This is a genomic window from Streptomyces sp. NPDC052023, assembly GCF_044548465.1.
In the GTDB taxonomy this organism is placed as follows: Bacteria; Actinomycetota; Actinomycetes; order Streptomycetales; family Streptomycetaceae; genus Streptomyces.
This window is the reverse complement of sequence record NZ_JBIUBW010000025.1, coordinates 14,034-30,513: the sequence shown is the minus strand read 5'-3', so window position 1 is coordinate 30,513 and position 16,480 is coordinate 14,034. Positions and strand designations below refer to the sequence as shown.

Annotated in this window: 14 protein-coding genes and 1 pseudogene; 10 read left to right on the top strand and 5 right to left on the bottom strand. The window is 69.5% G+C overall.

Going from position 1 to position 16,480, the window contains the following annotated elements:
* Positions 1–56 precede the first annotated feature (56 nt).
* The 7 genes from hpaB (at position 57) to ACIHCM_RS33135 (ending at position 5,561) form a co-directional block, all read left to right on the top strand.
* Entirely contained in the window at positions 57–1,556 is a 1,500-nt protein-coding gene (gene hpaB, locus ACIHCM_RS33165) for a 4-hydroxyphenylacetate 3-monooxygenase, oxygenase component (RefSeq protein ID WP_399904271.1), read from the top strand.
* A gap of 4 nt (positions 1,557–1,560) precedes the next feature.
* Positions 1,561–2,106, top strand: coding sequence for a flavin reductase family protein (locus ACIHCM_RS33160; RefSeq protein ID WP_399904268.1), 546 nt, complete (start codon positions 1,561–1,563; stop codon positions 2,104–2,106).
* Between the two features lie 19 nt (positions 2,107–2,125).
* Positions 2,126–3,085, top strand: coding sequence for a 3-carboxyethylcatechol 2,3-dioxygenase (locus tag ACIHCM_RS33155; protein WP_399904265.1), 960 nt, complete (start codon positions 2,126–2,128; stop codon positions 3,083–3,085).
* A 42-nt stretch (positions 3,086–3,127) separates the two neighbouring features.
* Positions 3,128–3,769 carry a cysteine hydrolase family protein gene (locus ACIHCM_RS33150; RefSeq protein WP_399904261.1) on the top strand — a complete coding sequence of 214 codons (642 nt, stop codon included), beginning with the start codon at positions 3,128–3,130 and terminating at the stop codon, positions 3,767–3,769.
* Complete coding sequence (locus ACIHCM_RS33145) at positions 3,766–4,650, top strand: alpha/beta fold hydrolase (RefSeq protein ID WP_399904258.1); 885 nt, start codon at positions 3,766–3,768, stop codon at positions 4,648–4,650. The genes ACIHCM_RS33150 and ACIHCM_RS33145 overlap by 4 nt, the downstream gene beginning before the upstream one ends.
* A gap of 129 nt (positions 4,651–4,779) precedes the next feature.
* A complete protein-coding gene (locus ACIHCM_RS33140; RefSeq protein ID WP_399904255.1) occupies positions 4,780–5,070 on the top strand; it encodes an SDR family NAD(P)-dependent oxidoreductase in 291 nt (96 codons plus the stop codon).
* Positions 5,019–5,561, top strand: a complete 543-nt coding sequence (locus ACIHCM_RS33135; protein ID WP_399904252.1) for an SDR family NAD(P)-dependent oxidoreductase — start codon at positions 5,019–5,021, stop codon at positions 5,559–5,561. The genes ACIHCM_RS33140 and ACIHCM_RS33135 overlap by 52 nt, the downstream gene beginning before the upstream one ends.
* 181 nt (positions 5,562–5,742) lie before the next feature.
* Here the strand turns inward: ACIHCM_RS33135 and ACIHCM_RS33130 are convergent, their stop codons facing one another.
* Both ACIHCM_RS33130 and ACIHCM_RS33125 read right to left on the bottom strand, forming a co-directional pair.
* A complete protein-coding gene (locus ACIHCM_RS33130) occupies positions 5,743–7,923 on the bottom strand; it encodes an MMPL family transporter (protein ID WP_399904249.1) in 2,181 nt (726 codons plus the stop codon).
* Positions 7,924–7,999: 76 nt separating this feature from the next.
* Positions 8,000–8,860, bottom strand: coding sequence for a fumarylacetoacetate hydrolase family protein (locus tag ACIHCM_RS33125; RefSeq protein ID WP_399904246.1), 861 nt, complete (start codon positions 8,858–8,860; stop codon positions 8,000–8,002).
* Positions 8,861–9,029: 169 nt separating this feature from the next.
* Here ACIHCM_RS33125 and ACIHCM_RS33120 point away from each other — a divergent pair, with 169 nt between their 5' ends.
* The gene (locus ACIHCM_RS33120) at positions 9,030–9,620 is read left to right on the top strand and encodes a TetR/AcrR family transcriptional regulator (RefSeq protein WP_399904243.1); all 591 of its coding nucleotides are present in this window, start codon (positions 9,030–9,032) and stop codon (positions 9,618–9,620) included.
* A 560-nt stretch (positions 9,621–10,180) separates the two neighbouring features.
* Here ACIHCM_RS33120 and ACIHCM_RS33115 read toward each other — a convergent pair.
* A pseudogene (locus ACIHCM_RS33115) lies at positions 10,181–11,556 on the bottom strand (IS1380 family transposase).
* A gap of 390 nt (positions 11,557–11,946) precedes the next feature.
* On the opposite strand from ACIHCM_RS33115, the gene ACIHCM_RS33110 reads away from it, so the two are divergent.
* Together ACIHCM_RS33110 and ACIHCM_RS33105 are read left to right on the top strand one after the other, a co-directional pair.
* A complete protein-coding gene (locus tag ACIHCM_RS33110; RefSeq protein ID WP_399904240.1) occupies positions 11,947–12,273 on the top strand; it encodes a hypothetical protein in 327 nt (108 codons plus the stop codon).
* Between the two features lie 756 nt (positions 12,274–13,029).
* Positions 13,030–13,917 carry a helix-turn-helix domain-containing protein gene (locus ACIHCM_RS33105; protein ID WP_399904237.1) on the top strand — a complete coding sequence of 296 codons (888 nt, stop codon included), beginning with the start codon at positions 13,030–13,032 and terminating at the stop codon, positions 13,915–13,917.
* 370 nt (positions 13,918–14,287) lie between these two features.
* Here the strand turns inward: ACIHCM_RS33105 and ACIHCM_RS33100 are convergent, their stop codons facing one another.
* Positions 14,288–14,917, bottom strand: coding sequence for a TetR/AcrR family transcriptional regulator (locus ACIHCM_RS33100; RefSeq protein WP_399904234.1), 630 nt, complete (start codon positions 14,915–14,917; stop codon positions 14,288–14,290).
* A gap of 767 nt (positions 14,918–15,684) precedes the next feature.
* Positions 15,685–16,455, bottom strand: coding sequence for a transposase domain-containing protein (locus ACIHCM_RS33095; RefSeq protein WP_399904231.1), 771 nt, complete (start codon positions 16,453–16,455; stop codon positions 15,685–15,687).
* Positions 16,456–16,480: the final 25 nt, after the last annotated feature.

Genomic DNA, 16,480 nt, shown 5'->3' with positions numbered 1-16,480 from the left:
CCCCGGCGCGGTCACCGGCAGGAGAACCCGCACCCACGTCTCCCCCGAGGAACCGCATGACTGTACGGACCGGGGCGCAGTACATCGAGCGCCTGCAGAAGACCCCCCGCGAGGTGTGGATTCGCGGAGAACGCGTCGCCGACGTCACCCGCCATCCCGCACTGCGCCGCCCCATCGAGCAGATCGCGCGCCTCTACGACATGCAGCACGACCCCGCGTACGCCGGCACACTCACCCGGCCCGGGCCCCGGGGGCCGGTGGGGATCTCCTTCGTGCCCCCGAGGTCGTACGAGGACCTGGTCGCCCGCCGCCGCGCCTTCCACCTCTGGTCGGAGGCCACGCTCGGGCTGCTCGGCCGCTCCCCGGACTTCCTCAACACCACCGTCATGGCCTTCGCCGACGAACCCGGCGTCTTCGCGCGGCTCGGCGACCGCTACGCCGACAACGTGCAGCGGTATCTGGAGTACGTCCGCGACAACGACCTCTTCCTGACACACGCGCTGGTCACACCGCAGAACGACCGCAGCAGGCCGTCCGGTGAACAGGGCGACGCGTACCTGCACATGGGCGTCGTCGAGGAGACCGCGGACGGGCTCGTCCTCCGCGGGGCGCGGATGCTCGCGACCCTGGCGCCGATGGCCGACGAACTGCTGATCTACAGCCTGCCCGGCCTGAAGCCGGGCCAGGAGCGCCACGCGGCCGTCTTCGCGCTCCCCATCGACACCCCCGGGCTGCGGCTGATCAGCCGCCAGCCTTTCGACGACGGCACCCGCAACACCTTCGACCACCCCCTCTCCGCGCACTTCGAGGAGGCCGACTGCCTGGTGGTCTTCGACGATGCGCTGGTGCCCTGGGACCGGGTCTTCCTGCACGGCGACGTGGAACTGGCCAACGCCCTCTACGCCGAGACGAACGTGCGCCAGCACACCGCCCACCAGACCGGTGTCCGCGGCCTGGTGAAGATGCGGTTCATCACCGGCCTCATGATGCGCCTGGCCCAGGCGGTCGGGATCGACGGCTTCCTGCACGTCCAACAGAAGCTCGGCGAGGCCGTCGCGGCCACCGAGATCTGCCGGTCGCTGATCGTCGCGGCCGAGAGCGAGTACGAGCGCTCCGGCACCGGAGCCGTACGCCCCCGCTTCGCACCCATGCAGACGCTGCGCATGCATCTGTCCACCGCCTACCCGGCACTGGTGCAGACCCTGCAGACCCTGGGCGCCGGCGGCCTGCTGATGATGCCGTCGGCCGAGGACTTCACCGGCCCCGTCGGCCCGGACATCGAGCGCTATTACCAGGGCGCGGACGGCCTGCGGTCGGTCGACCGGATACGGCTCTACAAACTTGCCTGGGACCTGTGCGGCGACGCCTTCGGCCAGCGCGCGCTGCAGTACGAGCGCTACTACGCCGGCGATCCGGTGCGCCTGTTCGCCGGCAACTACCTGACCCACGACAAGGATGCCGCCTTCCGCCTCGTCGACCGGGCCCTGGAGCTGGCGGGCGACCCCGCGGCGGCCGTCGCCGCGGTCCGGGGGCCAGCCGGCCCGGACGGGGAGTGAGCACGTGGAGTCCACGGCGGTCGCCCCGGGCCTCATGCGCTACGCCATGGGGCACTTCGCCACCGGTGTCACGGTCATCACCACGCTCGGGCCCGCGGGGGAACCGGCCGGCTGCACCGTCAGCGCGTTCTGCTCGCTCTCCCTCGACCCGCCGCTGGTGCTGGTGTGCGTCGGCACCGGACGCCCCGTGCAGCGGGCCCTGGAGCGGGCTCCCGGCTTCACCGTCAACGTGCTGGCCGCTCACCAGCGTGATGTGGCCGCGGTGTTCGCCCGCCCGGGGGCGGACCGGTTCGCCGGCCTCCCCACCTCACCGGGCCGGCACGGCATCCCGCGAATCACGGGTGCCCTCGCCCGTATCGAATGCGACCTGGACGTCACGCATGCCGGAGGCGACCACTCCATCGTCGTCGGCCGGGTGCGGGACCTGGCCACCGGGGACGGCGAGCCGCTGCTGTACGCGCGCGGCGCCTTCGCCGCCCTCGCGCGGGACGAGGCACCGCCCGGAACGGCCGATCTCCCGTACGACTGGCTGCTGTCGGCGCGCTGGTAGCCGCCGGAAAAGGAACCCCATGCCCCTCGCGCTGATCGCGATGTCGCACTCACCGCTGCTCACCAGCCACCGGCCGGCCGAGCACATCGTGGAGGAGGTGGGGTGGGCCTTCGACGGCGCGCGCCGTTTCGCCGCCGGATTCGCCCCCGACCTCGTGATCGTCTTCTCGCCCGACCACTACAACGGCATGTTCTACCGCCTGATGCCGCCGTTCTGCATCGGCGCCGCCGCCCGCTCCATCGGCGACTACGACACCCCGGCGGGACCGCTGTCGGTCGACCGCGAGGCCGCCCGCGCCCTCACCGAACGGGTGCTGGCGGACGGGGTCGACATCGCGCTGTCCGAGCGCATGGACGTCGACCACGGCTTCACCCAGCCCCTGCAGATCCTCTTCGGATCGATCGACTCCATCCCCGTCGTACCGGTATTCATCAACGCGATCGCCACCCCCCTCTGCCCGCTGTCCCGGATCCGCCGGCTCGGCGAGGCACTGGGCGGCGCGGCGGAGGCGACCGGTCGCCGCGTCCTGCTCGTCGCGTCGGGCGGGCTGTCGCACGACCCGCCCATGCCCCGGCTCGACGGCGCGGACGAGCAGGTGGCCGAACGCATCGTCGCCGGCGGCGACCTCCCCGCCGACCAGCGCGCCGACCGCGAGCGCAAGGCGCGGCTCGCCGCGCGGGAGTTCGCCGCCGGCCGGCCCGTGATGCGTCCGCTGAACCCCCAGTGGGACCGCGCCCTGCTCTCCGTGCTGACCTCCGGCGACCTGCGGCGGCTCGACGCCTGGAGCAACGACCGGATGACGGAACAGGCGGGCAGTTCCGCGCACGAGGTCCGCACCTGGATCGCCGCCTACGCCGCACTGTCCGCCCAGGGCCCCTACGCGGTGACCGCCAGCTACTACCGCCCCATCCCGGAGTGGATCGCGGGCTTCGCCGTCACCACGGCGCTCCCTCGGCATGCGGCGACCGCCGTGCGCTGAGCCCTCCCTGTCCGACGACACCGGTCACAGAAGGAACGCACCATGCACCTCCATCCCCGTCGCACCGCCCTGGTCGCGGTGCACATGCAGCGCGACATCGTCAGCGAAGGCGGAGCCTTCTCCTCCCTCTTCGCCGAGCAGGCGGCCGTACGCGACGTCGTCGGGCACATCGCCGCCCTCGCCGACGCCGCACGCTCGAGCGGCGCCCTCGTCGTCCACACCCGCATCGCCTGGCGGCCCGGCTACACCGACATGGTGGCCAACGCCCCGCTCCTGGATCTGGTCCAGCGCAACAAGCGGCTGACCGATGGGAGCCCGGAGGCCGCGATCGTGCCCGAACTCGCCCCCCGGGAAGAGGATCCGGTCATCACCCACCAGCGGGTCTCCGGCTTCGTCGCGACCCCGCTGGACGCCGTACTGCGGGGCCGCGGGATCACCACCGTGGTCCTCGCCGGCGTCGCGACCAACGGATCGGTGGAGAGCAACGCGCGCTCCGCCTGCGACCTCGGCTACCGCACCGTCGTGGTGAGCGACGCCTGCTCCACCACCGACGAAGCCGCCCACGAGGCGTCCATCGCCTCCCTCAGGCTCTTCGGCGAGATCGCCACGACCCACGAGGTCACGCACGCGCTCGAGACGGCGGCCGCGACGGCGGCGACGGCCCCGGCCCCGGTGGTCGCGTGACCGGCCGGCCGTCCATCGCCGCGTCCCTCACCGGCCTGACGAGCCGCCGCGTCCCCGTCGGGTCCTGGCACACCCGGGTCCTGGAGGCCGGGGAGGGCGAACCGCTCGTGCTGCTGCACGGCACCGGCGGGCACCTCGAGGCGTACGCCCGGAACATCCGCGAACTGGCCCGGCACCACCGGGTCGTCGCGTACGACCTGCCCGGCCACGGCTACACCAGCCACGCCCTCACGGACCTGGAGACCGACGCCTACGTCGGGCATCTGCGCGAACTGCTGGACGTCCTCGGCATCGGCCGCGCCCATCTCAGCGGGGAGTCGCTGGGCGGCTGGATCGCCGTCAAGTTCGCCGCCTCGCACCCGGACCGCACGGGGACGCTTGTCCTCAACACTCCCGGCGGCACGATGGCCGATCCGGAGGTGATGCGGACGATCCGCGCGTTGTCCTTCCTCGCCGTCGACCGGCCGACCCCCGAACTCATCCGCTCCCGGCTCGCCTGGCTCATGGCGGACCCCGCGTCCGTGACGGACGAACTCGTCGAAGTGCGGCGGGCCTTGTACGCCCGGCCGGGCTTCGCCGCGTCGATGCGCCACATCATGTGCCTGCAGGACCCGGCGGTACGGCTGCGGAACCTCATCACGGACGCCGAACTCGCCGCAGTGCCCCGGGGCGCCCTGGTGATCTGGACCTCCGACGATCCGTCGGGCCCCGCTTCGGCGGGACGGGAGATGGCCGCGAAGATCCCCGGCGGCCGGTTCGAGCTGATCTCCGGCGCCGGCCACTGGCCGCAGTGGGAGCAGCCGGAGGCGTTTCACCGGTCCGCGCTCGCCCACCTGGCCGCCCGGCCACTCAACGCCCCAGCGGCGGACGGCGCGACGTGAGGGGCGGTGGAGGAGATGGCCGGTGCGGGCGCGCCCGTACCGAGCCGCTGGGCGCCGGGGGGATCCGACCGCGGAAATGCGGCGCCCTATCCGCGGACCGCGGCGATCGCCTAGCCGAAGGCCCGCTCCATGTCGACCGCACCCCCGCTGCGGACCCAGCTCTCCGTGGCGACTTCGGTGCAGGCCAGGGCGCAGGCGACGAGCGCCCTGGCCCGTAGCTGGGACATGGCGGGGATCGGCGCGGAGTTCGCCCGCCGGATCGCCCAGCGCGGCTCGGATGTCGTCCTCGTCGCCCGCCGCCGGGAACGGCTCGAGAAGCTGGCCGCCGAAGTCGCCGCCGCCCACGGCGTCCGGGGGACAGCCCTCCCGTGCCCGCCCCGGGGCGTGCCCTCGCCGAAGAGGTGGCCCGGCGCGGCCTGAGCGTGACGAGCGACGTGAACAACGCCGGCTTCGGCACCTTCGGCCCGTTCCACACGGAGGACCCGGACCGGCTGCGGGAGGAGATCCGCGTCGACGTCGCGAGCGTGGTCGACATCACCCGGGCGTTCATCGGGCCGCTGCGGACCGCCGGCCATGGGGTGGTGGTCAATGTCGCGAGCATGGCCGCGTATCTCCCCGTCGCCAACATGGCCGTCCACGGGGCTGCCAAGGCGTTCGTGCTGAGCTTCACCGAGGCCCTGTGGTACGAATCCCGCGGCACCGGTCTGCGCGTACTCGCGCTGTCTCCCGGTGCGACCGACACCGAGTTCTTCGACGTCGTCGGCACCGATGCCGCGGACGGCGGATCCAAACGCCAGTCCACGCAGCAGGTCGTCGCGACGGTGCTCCGGGCGCTGGACCGCCGTACACCGCCGCCGAGCGTTGTAGTAGGCCGCCGCAACCGCCTGATGGCAATCCTGGGCGGGGGTTGAGCAGGCGACGCGCGGTCCTGCTCATGGGGTCCATGACCACCGCCCGGCAGGGTCGGTGACCTCCGAACCCGATGCGGACGAACGATGGCGAGCACCGTCACCGTCCACGCCGTGACCGTCCGTCACCGACGAGGCCGGGTCCGGTGCTCACCATCGCGAGCCCGTCGCGCCGTCCGAGCGTCTAGGGGACCGGCTCGGCCGTGCGGGCCGGCGTACGGTCCAGCGACTCGCCCTCCACATCGAGCCGCGGCAGCACCCGGTCCAGCGCGCGCGGCAGCCACCAGGCGGCCCGCCCGAGCAGCGCCATCACGGCGGGCACGACGGTCATCCGCACGACAAACGCGTCGATCAGCACCCCGAAGGCCAGGCAGAACCCCAGGGACTTGATGGTGTTGTCGTGGGAGAAGACGAAGCCGGCGAACACGGCGATCATGATGATCGCGGCGGCGGTCACCACCCGGGCGCTGTAGGCGAATCCGTTCACCACCGCCTCCTTGGGCGGGCGCCCGTGGACGTGCTCCTCGCGCATCCGGGACACCAGGAACACCTCGTAGTCCATGGCGAGACCGAACAGGACGCCGATCAGCAGGATGGGGAGGATGCTGAACAGCGGCGCGGTCTGCTCGATGCCGAACACCTCGGAGAGCCATCCCCATTGGAAGACGGCCACCGTGGCGCCGAAGGTGGCGGCGACGCTGAGCAGGAAGCCGAATGCGGCCTTGAGCGCGACGGTGACCGACCGGAACACCATGACCAGCAGGATCAGCGAAAGCCCCATGATGAGAAGCAGATACGGCGGCAGCGCGGCGCCGAGCTTGTCGTCGGTGTCGAGCGACAGCGCCGTCACCCCGGTGACCTTCACCTCGGCTCCGCTCTTCCCCGTCCAGCCCTCGGACCGGTCGCGGATGTCCTGCACCAGATCCTGGGTGGCGGCGCTGGTGGGCCCGGTCCCGGGAACGACCGTCAGCAGGGCCACATCGCCGGCCCGGTTGGCCACCGGCTCGGTGACAGCCGCGACGGACGTCAGCCCGGCCGCCTCCTTCGCGACCGCACGGGCCGCGGCACCGGCCCCGTCGCCCTGGACGGCGACGACGAGTTGACCGTTCAGACCCGGACCGAAGTGGTCGCTGATCAGGTCGTAGGAGTCGCGGAGTTCGGTGCCGACGGGCCGGGTGCCGTCGCTGGGCAGCGCGGTGTCGAAATCCTTGACCGGGACGGCGAGGACGCCGATCACCGCGAGCGCCACGAGGATGAACGTCCTGGGCCGGCGGGTGACCAGCCGGGCCCAGACCCGGCCCATGGACCGCTCGCCGCCCTCCTCCGCGCCGTCCGGGCGGCGCTGCACCGCCCGCGCCGTGACACGGTTCCCCACGACCCCGAGCAGGGCGGGCACCAGGGTGAGGGAGACGAGGACGGCGATCGCGACGGCGCCGGCGGCGCAAAGACCCATGGCGATCAGCATGGGCATGCCGGTGACGGCCAGCCCGCACAGCGCGATGATCACGGTAGCACCGGCGAAGACGACCGCGCTGCCGGCCGTACCGACCGCCCGTGCGGCGGCCTCCTGGACCGTCCGGCCGTCCGCCAGCTCGTGGCGGTGCCGGGACACGATGAAGAGGGTGTAGTCGATGCTGACGGCGAGGCCCAGCATCAGGGCCAGGATCGGAGCGGTGAAGGTGAGTTCGACACTGCCGGTGAGGGCGAGGATCGCGGTGTAGCTGATCCCCACCGAGATCAGGGCTATGAGGAGGTTCATGCCCGCGGCGACGAGGGAGGTGAAGGTGATGATCAGCACGATCAGGGCCACGACGACACCGATGACCTCGGTGCTGCCGACCTCGGGCGGCGCGGACATCGCGTCGCCTCCGGCCTTGACGGTGAGCCCGGCCCGCTCGGCGATCCCGGCGGCGTCGTGCACCGCCTCCCGGTCCGGCTCCTCGAGCTCGGCCGACGCCACCTCGTACTGAACCTGGGAGAGGGCCACCAGGCCGTTCTTCGACACGCCCGGGGCGGCGCGGTCGAAGGGGTCGGTGGCGGCGGCCACGTCGTGGCCCCTGCCGAGTTCGTCGACCGCCTCGCGGATGGCCTGGGCGTACGGGCGCTCGGTCACCCGGTGCCCTTCGGGCGCCTGGAAGACCACGCGCGCCTGGGCGGAACCCACATGGCTCTCGGGGAAGTCCTGCTGCAGTTCGTCGATGGCTTCCTGGGACTGCGTCCCGGGCACGGTGATCGAGTTGGTCGTCGAGCCGCCGAAGGAGACGGCCGACGCTACGACGGCGGCGAGGACCGCCATCCAGAGGGCGATGACGAGGCGGCGATGCGCCAGTGAGAAACGGCCGATGCGGTGGAGCGCTGTTGCCACGAGCTTGGTCTTCCGGTAAGTAGCGGGTCGTTATGAGTAGCGGGTCGTGGGGCCTGGGTGGGGTGGCGGTGCTACGTCAGCCCTGCACGGTGTTGCGCAGGCTGCCGATCCGCTCGACGGTGATCTCGACGGTGTCGCCGGGGGCGAGGAACTGTCCGGAGAAGGCCCCGGCGCCCCGGGGGGAGCCCAGGCAGAGCACATCGCCGGGTTCGAGGGTCATCCAGTGCGAGACGCGGGAGACCAGCTCGGAGACGGGGTGCAGAAAGCCGGTCGTACGGTCGTCCTGGCGGAGGTCCCCGTTGACCCGGGTCCGGATGCCCAGGTCGAGCGGCTCGCTGAACTCGTCGGCCGTCACCAGGCACGGTCCCAGCGGCTTGAAGGTGTCCAGGCTCTTGGAGAGCCCCACGGAGGCGGCCGGATCGGCGCCGCCCATGGACCGCATCTGGATGTCCCGGGCCGACACGTCGTTGACGACGGTCAGGCCCGCGAGGTGGCGCCAGGCGTTCGCCGGGGCGACGTCCGTGGCCCGGGTGCCGATCACGGCGGCGACCTCGCCCTCGTAGTCGACCTGCTCGGGCGCGGCCGCGGGCAGCACGATCGGCTGCCCGGGGCCGATGACGGACGAGCCGGCGGCGAGGTGGAACGGCGCGGTTGTGGGCAGCTTGAGTTCGCGGCCCATGGCCTTGAGGGCCTCGCGGGTCTCGTCGGCGTGGCTGGCGAAGTTGAGGCCGACGACGATCACCTTGCCGGGCCGGGCCACCGGGGCGCGGACGGCGACGTCCGCCAGCGCCTTGCGCCCGGTCGCCGGGGCCGTGCGGACGCTCTCGAGGTCACCTTCGGAGCGCAGCAGCTCGCCAAGGTCGGGGAAGGGCAGATCGAGAAATGCGAGCTCCCCGGGCTCGTCCTCGCGGGCGATGCCCTGGTCAGTGCTGTACAAGCGCATTCCGCACCTCCGTGTGTGCGCCGCTGGGGCGCGGGCCGGCCGGTCGGCCGGTGTCGGGGGAACGGGCCGCTGACGCCCGCTCCGGATCTCTTGGTCGATAGTTAAGAGATCTCTTGGTCTATAGTCAAGAGGGACGCCCGATGACCCGTAGAATTGCCGGACCATGCCGAAGAATCGCCAGAACATCCCCAAGGAAGAGCGCCAGGCCGAGATCGTGGCCAAGGCCCTCGAGCTGTTCCTCGACCGCGGCTACCGCGGAACGAGCGTCGCCCAGATCGCCCGCGGCGTCGGGGTCGTGCCGGCCGCGGTGCACTGGTACTTCCCGACCAAGGACGACCTGTTCGCGGCCGCCCTGAAGTCCCTCGTCGAGGGGGAGATGGCCCGTATCGAGAGCGATCCGGTGGTGGCCGGGGACTCGCGCAAGGTGCTGGTGAAGTTCCTGGCGGACATGGAGCCCCACCGGGCCCTGCACCGCGAGGGCTACGAGCGCCTCGCCGCGTCGCCGGCCCTGGCGGAGTTCTACGAGCAGTCGCAGAAGATGCTGGACGCCCATCTGCTGGCGCTCGTCGAGGACACATTGCCCGAGGGAACGGATGCCGGCCCGATCGTCGAGACGATGCACGTGCTCTTCGAGGGGCTGCTGGTCAGCGCGCGACGCCGGGACCAGTCGTTCGAGAGCGTCATCGACCTGATGGTGGAGGCGCTGGTGGCCCTCGCTGTCCAGCGGTCGCAGGGGGCCCAGGGGGCCCGGTGACGGAGGCGTTCCGCAGTCCGGACGCCTGTCATTGCCTGGCCTCGTAGGAATCAGCCAGTGCAGCGGTTACGGCTGCGAGTTCTGGATCGTGGCGTGTGATGGGCAGCCCGCAGGGCTGTCGCCGCGGCTGTCCACTCGCCCAGTGCCGCATACGTGCGGGCCTGGAGGTCGCATACCTCGTACAGCCGCAAGGAGTGACGGGCTGGGAGCACCTTCGCCGCCAGCGGGATGGGGTGCCGGATCCGACTACGAAGCCCTGCCTCAGAGATCCCGGACGATGATCCACTGGGCGATGGCTAAGAAAATGTCGCGCGAACTGACGGGAGAATCCGTGCCAACCTGGCGAATCGCAACGAACATGACCGCTACAACGGCCTGAACATTGATCAGATGCTCTCTAACCTCGATCTTTCGTGATGGGCCGCCGACGGAGTCGGTGGACCCTTTTGCCGTCCGGTGTTGATGCCGGGCAGGCCGGTGGCCCGGCTGTCGCGTCGGGTGGGCGCCGGGTTCCACTGCCCGGGGCGGGTGATGCTGTCGCAGGGACGGTGGGTTGCTGGTCAGCCGGGGTTGGGCAGGAGCGCGAGCCGTTCAAGGGCAGCGGTGATCTCGCCGGTCCAGGGCCAGTGCCGGGCGAGGCGGAGAATCCTGCGCCGACCGGTGGTGACGAGCTGGCCGGCTGCGGAGAACAGGCGGAACCGCAAGCGACGCGGTTCCCAGAGCCTCGCCCGGCCGGTCAGGGCGAGCATGGGCATCCAGGCCAGCAGGTCGAGCGCGATCTGGACGATCTCCATCCAGACCCGGTTCTGGGCGGTGTCGTGCAGGGGCAGGTTGCGCAGGCCGGTGGCCCGGGCGGCCCGGATCCGGTCCTCGGCCCGTGCCCGGAGCCGGTGACGCAGCTCGAGCTCGGCGATCGGCCGGCCGGTGGTGTTGGTCGCGAAGCACGTGATCCGCATGCCGTCCGCGTCCGTGATCCTCAACTGGGCGCCGGGATGGGGCCGTTCCTTGCGGACGATGAGCCGCATGCCCTTGGGCCAGCCGCTAAGGAGCGTGCCGGCGAGCTCGGCGGCCCAGGCCCCGTCCCGGGCCTCCCCGTCGGCCTCGACGGCCGGGGTCCAGCCGAGGCGGGGACCTTCAGCACATGTTCGTGGATCGCTTCGGTGACCGTCATGCCGACCGAGTAGGACAGCCATCGGCCCCGCTTCGCGAGCCAGGACACGAAGTCGTGGGTGCCGCCGGCGGAGTCCGTGCGGATCAGTGTCTGCCGTCCTCGCCGGTAGCGCTTGGGCAGTTGGGCCAGGGCGAGTTGGGTGGTGGTGATGTGGTCGGCGGCGGTGTTGGAGCCCGCGTTTCCTGGTCTGAGGAGGGTGGCGACGGGCTCTCCGGTTCCGCCTGGTCCGTGGTCGACGAAGGCCGTCAGCGGGTGATGGCCGTAGGTCCTCTTCCAGGTCGCGGCCGCGTCCTGCTTGTCGGAGTGGGCGAGCACGAGGACGCCGTCGAGGTCGACGGTGACCTGACCGCCGGTGTCCGGAGCGTTCTCGCCGACCAACGACCAGGCACGATGACGGACTTCGGAGCGTGCGGACCGGATGGCCTGCAGGGCTTTCTCGCCGGATGCGGCGAGGGCGTCGATCAGGCGGGAGACGGTCGGGGCGGAGGCGACCGCGCCGAAGACGGCCGGCTCACACCGCAGCATGGCGACGTCCGCGAGGCAGTCCCCGCCCAGTGCGACCGCCATGGCGACGTCCAGAAGGATCTTGCCGGGATCGTGGACGGCCCGCGGTTTGCGCCAAGGCGTCAGAGCTGCGGAAATCGCCTGGTCAAGGCTCGTCTTGCGGACCGTCTCCAGCAGCAGGACCGCACCGGCCTGCGAGACCACCTGCCGACCGTCTCCCTGGACACGGACACGTGGGTACGACGAGATAGGCTCTCTCACCTGGAAAGTGCTCTTTTCCTTGCAGCCAACAGGACCCTCAGCAAGTCCTATCGTTGCAGGTCAAGGGCACTTTCCGTGTTTCTGATCAACTCTTGGACAGCCCACCTCGTAAAAGCGCGAGGCTAGGTAGAGCGGTGACGTTCGTCGTCTTTACGGCCGCCACCACCCGCGGCGTATTCACTCGTTGGAGTTGGTGGTGCGAGCCCGTTACACGGTGACCTCTTACCAATCCCGAGCCTTGAGCTCTGGACAAGACCGAGGCCCGTGGGACGCGCTGGTGCCGCGAACGGCTGTGAGATGTCGGACCGAAGAGTCCTGGAATTAGGGAGCCGCGTGGCCCGCATGCGCTCGTGACCAGCGCAGATGCCAGCGCCGAAGGGGAGGAGCAACTTGATCTACTGCGGGATCGACTGGCTGAGAAGCCTCCTGGGTGTGCTCCAGGAAGGACTTCGGATCGAAGACGCCGGCAGCGTCGACGAGGAGGGTCGCGTCGGCGTGCTCCTCGGTCAGGGTGTTGCGCAGGCGGTCCACGGCGGCGCGGTCGAACGGGTCGGCGGCCAGGCCGACGGCGGTGCCGAATCCGGCCAGCTCGGACACGGCCTTGGCGGCGCTGATCTCGCTCCGGCCGGTGACGACGGCGCTGCCGCCACCCTCGAGGACACGGCGCGCGGAGGCCAGCCGATACCGCTGGTACAGCCGATGACGATGACCTTCTGACCGGTGAAGTCGAGAGTGTTGCTGGACATAGTTCTCTCTCCCGAGTGGTGGCTCTACGAGTTGGTGGCCAGCGTGGATACGGCGGTCGGCGCGGTGACGCAAGGGGTGTCCGCAGATCCACGGGTCCACAGGTCCATTCGAAGGCCGCGGCGGGCCTCGGTGCGTTAGGGCAGGGGCGGGGCGCAGGAGCCGCGGAAGCGGTTGCATACGTTCACACCTCTTACGGTGCGGCGAGCAAAGCGAAAATTTCACTTAATAGTTTTGGTTGATTCTTGAAGGATGGCTGAATGGTTCGGTATGTCGGCATGGTCGGTATCCCAGGGAACTGCCTCTGATCGCAAGATCGCCGCATCCGCGACGTCTGATTTGCAAAACTAAAGTGTGCCTGTCAAAGTTGACGCATCGCATGCGAGGCGAGTGGCAAGAGCCGGCCCAGGTGGGTTGGCGAAGATCGGCCTCGACTGCTGGATCGGCAGGCCGGCTCGCCGACCGTCCCGGGACGAGACGGGACCGAGAGGTCGTCACGTGGACCGGGACGCCGAGGGTGAAACGTCCATCTGGCGGCTGCGGTCACGGGTGTCCGCTCTGACCGGGGTGCGACGTGTGGGCAGCTCGATTTTTGCATTGGTTGTCGCTGCGTTGGGTGTCGCCGGAAACCCTGACCGGGGGCATCCCTGCAGTAATTTGACGCCCCGTTGGAAAGAGTGAGGTGGACATGCGGTTCGGAATCTTCGGTGTGGGAGAGTGCGCTCGCCGATGACTGAGTTTGCAGAGGCGATCAGGGTGGGCGAGATGCTGTTCCTGCGCTCGCGCCGGGAGCAACTGAGACCCGAGCAAGTGGGTTTGCCCTCCTTTGGCCGGCGGCGGACCCCTGGGTTGCGGCGGGAGGAGCTCGCAGCGCTCGCCGGTCTGAGTGTCGAGTACCTGGAACGGCTGGAACGGGGCCGGGATACCAATCCCTCACATGCGGTGCTCGCCGCGCTTGCCGAGGCGCTGCAGCTCTCCGACAGCGAGAAGCAGCACCTTGCGACGTTGGCCATGAAACGTCACAGCGCTGCGCTCTTGCCGCCTCCCCGTCAGGTCAGCGATGACACACGGCCCACGGTGCGTACGCTGCTGGACAACCTCGATCCCACGCCGGCGAGCGTGTTCGGGCCGACCTGCAACGTTGTGGCATGGAACAGCGCATGGGAAGCCGTGGTCAGGCCGCTGGGATTGCTGGATGAGGAGTCGCCCAATTTGATTCGCTACCACTTCCAGAACCCTATGGCGCGCGGGATATTCACCCAGAGCGACTGGGCCGCCAAGGCGGACGAGCTGGTCGGCTGGCTGCGGGCTGCCCAACCGGACTGGGGTAGCGCTGATGAGTTCCGCGCCCTAGTCGACGACTTGAACGTGGTCTCCGAGTTTACGTCGCGATGGGCTGCCCACCCGGTTGCTGTATGCACGCGGCCTTCCGGCACAAGTTTCTCTCACCCCGATGCTGGAATCCTGGGCATCACTACCGAGGTGCTTCTCGTCGGGGAGGCGGGTCAATGGCTCCAGATGTGGATCCCGGCCGATGAGAGGACCGCGTCCGCCATCAAAGCCTTTGCACGCGCCACCCCTCCGCATGCTCCAATCGGCGGTAGCGCTCACGGGTGACGGCGAGCCGTGAGTGGGCCCTCAGCGGAACCGCCTCGCCAACCCGAAGCAGGTCAACCCTGGCGTACAGGCCCCCTGTCCCCGCCGCTGGTAACGTGAGCCGGAGATCGGGCGGCAGAACTTGGCGACTTTGTCGAGGATCTCGGCGGCGGTCTTCGTGCAGATGAACGGCCGCAGGGCGGTGTTCAGGTCTGCGGGCCAGGCTCGCCGGACCGGGAGTCACACGTTCGCAAAGTGGCTGGTCAGCGCAAGGTCCGCAACGCGGGATCCCTGGCCGAGGCTGTGGTCGAGGCCGCCGAATGCCAGCACACCGCCGTCCCCGGGAGAAGACCACCGCAAAGCTGGGCCACACCCTGGCTTACGCAACTCCTCATGCATGCTTAAACGGATCGATAATGGGTTCAGCCGGTGGAAGGGGCTCCATGGGGGTGAGGGTCAGCGCTTCCATGACGAGTTCTAGGTAGCGGTTCCATCCTCCGCTTTGGTGGCTGAACGTGGGCAGTACGCTCAGGAGCATGAGAAGGAGACGCAACGTATCCTTCTCCGGATCAAGGTCGGGTCGCAGGAGACCCTGCTCCTGGCCGCGCTGGATCAATCGGCTTGTGGGGCCGAGAAACGACTGTGCTATTTCCAGTGTCATCCCTACTGGAAAATCAATGCGCTCATGAGCAGACGTCCTCATGACCGCCTGAAACGCAATGCGTAGACCTGTGCGCGGGTCCCTTTCGCCCTCCGCCCTTGCCAGAGCCGGAGCGACATCCGTCGCGAAAATATCCCAGATAACGCCTCGCACGAGGTCATCCCGAGTCGGGAATCGGCGATAAAGAGTGGCGATTCCGAGCCCTGCCGCTTTGGCGATATCTTCTGCAGAAGCGTGCGGATTCTCCCTGAGTGCCTCGCGACCCGCATCAAGGATGCGCCGGGCATTCCGGGACGCGTCACGGCGCAGCGTCGGCCGCTTTACGCCATAGATGCTTGGCGAATCACTTAGCCCAGACATGACTGACAGATTAGCAGAGTGCCATACCGACGCGGCGGCCTCGACGCCGCCGCTCCCCTGACTGGGAATGGGGCAGGGAGGAATGCGCCGGGGCGCCGCTTGAGGCACCGTGATGAGGACAACGTCGTTCGGTGAAGGAAACGCAGCGAGGGATCAGTCCAGGACGACCGCCTCGTGCGACCCCGATCCAGGCCGTGGCCTGATCGAGCATCGCCTGTCAGAAGTCAGGTCTGCGCAATGGCCCGCGGCCACCGCACGATCTCCAAGGATCAACATGCCCTTTGACCTTTTCGCAGTGCTCCGCACTCATTAGCCCCAATACCAGCGACTTAGGGGCTTTTGTCCGCTTAATTCGTTTGGGTTTGGTGGCATTGACGATGGTGATGACCGAGGCGCGTGGGTGGTCTGCAACGTGCTGGGCTGCGCGTCTGAGGGGCCAGCCGGCGACTTTGCGTTTGATGACGCGAGGGTGGCACGGCGGCGTCGCGGTGGCAGGAGACGTTCGAGGAGCTCAGCGTGGGTTGCTTTACCGCGCGGGCGAGTCTGCTGGGGGAAAACGCCGCCTGGTCGGTGACCTGGCGGCGCACGACGCGCAGTGAGCGGGTGAAGGCGATCTGGTCGGGATCGTGATCGGCTTGCAGTGCGGCCCGTGCATCAGGTGCCGGATGGCGTGGTGGACGAGCAGGAAGCCGTAGAGTTCCTACTGGGCGCCGTCGGGGTGCTGGGAGCGCAGCACCAGGTGGGAACCGCCGAGGTGGCTCTTGAACTCACCGAGGGTGGATTCGAACTCCCCACGCTGGGCGTAGAGTTCGGCCAGTTCCGCGGCTGGGGGGCCTTGTCCGGGTCGAGATCGTGGTGCTGAGCCGGTAGACGCCCTCGCGGCCGGTGATGGAGTACTCCACCGCGCGAACCGGAACCCCGCGACGGGTGTGTTGGATGTCGCTGCGGTCGAAGATCTCCGTGAGGTAGGAGCCGTCCAGGAGTTGCTCGACCGCAGGCGGTACCAGATCTTTACGGACTCTCCTCAGCAGGTCAGCCCCGGTCACCGCGGCTTTGCACCACGAGTCCACACTGTAGAAGCCACGGTCGGCCAGCAGCATCCCCGTCCGCAGGGACGGGACCGTCCGAGCCAGAGTCTGCTCGCCGGTGCGCAGAGCGCCGATCGCAGCGTCGAATACGGCGTGGGTGCCGCACTCCACCAGGCCGACCATGCGGATCTGCGGGTAGCCGACATTCTGTTCACCCCGCCCGGAGCGCGTCGGACGGCCGAACGCCTTCACGTTCGCCTTCGTGTCGGGCAGGTCGAACAAGGTTCCGTCGATCGCGGTCAGGCGCCAGCGACGGTAGAAGGCGCCATGCGTGCCCGGTGCGGCAACCGGCCGGCACACCCGCTCGAACACCTGCCGCAGTGGCGCCACTCCCAACCGTGACCTGGCTTTCCAGATCGCTGCCGTACTCGGCACCCCCCACGACGCACGCCAGCGTGGCGCACCCTGCAGGCCCGCGGTCAGCAGTCGGGCGACCACTTCGCTCGTCACCGCCGTCGAATGACTGTGCCGGACT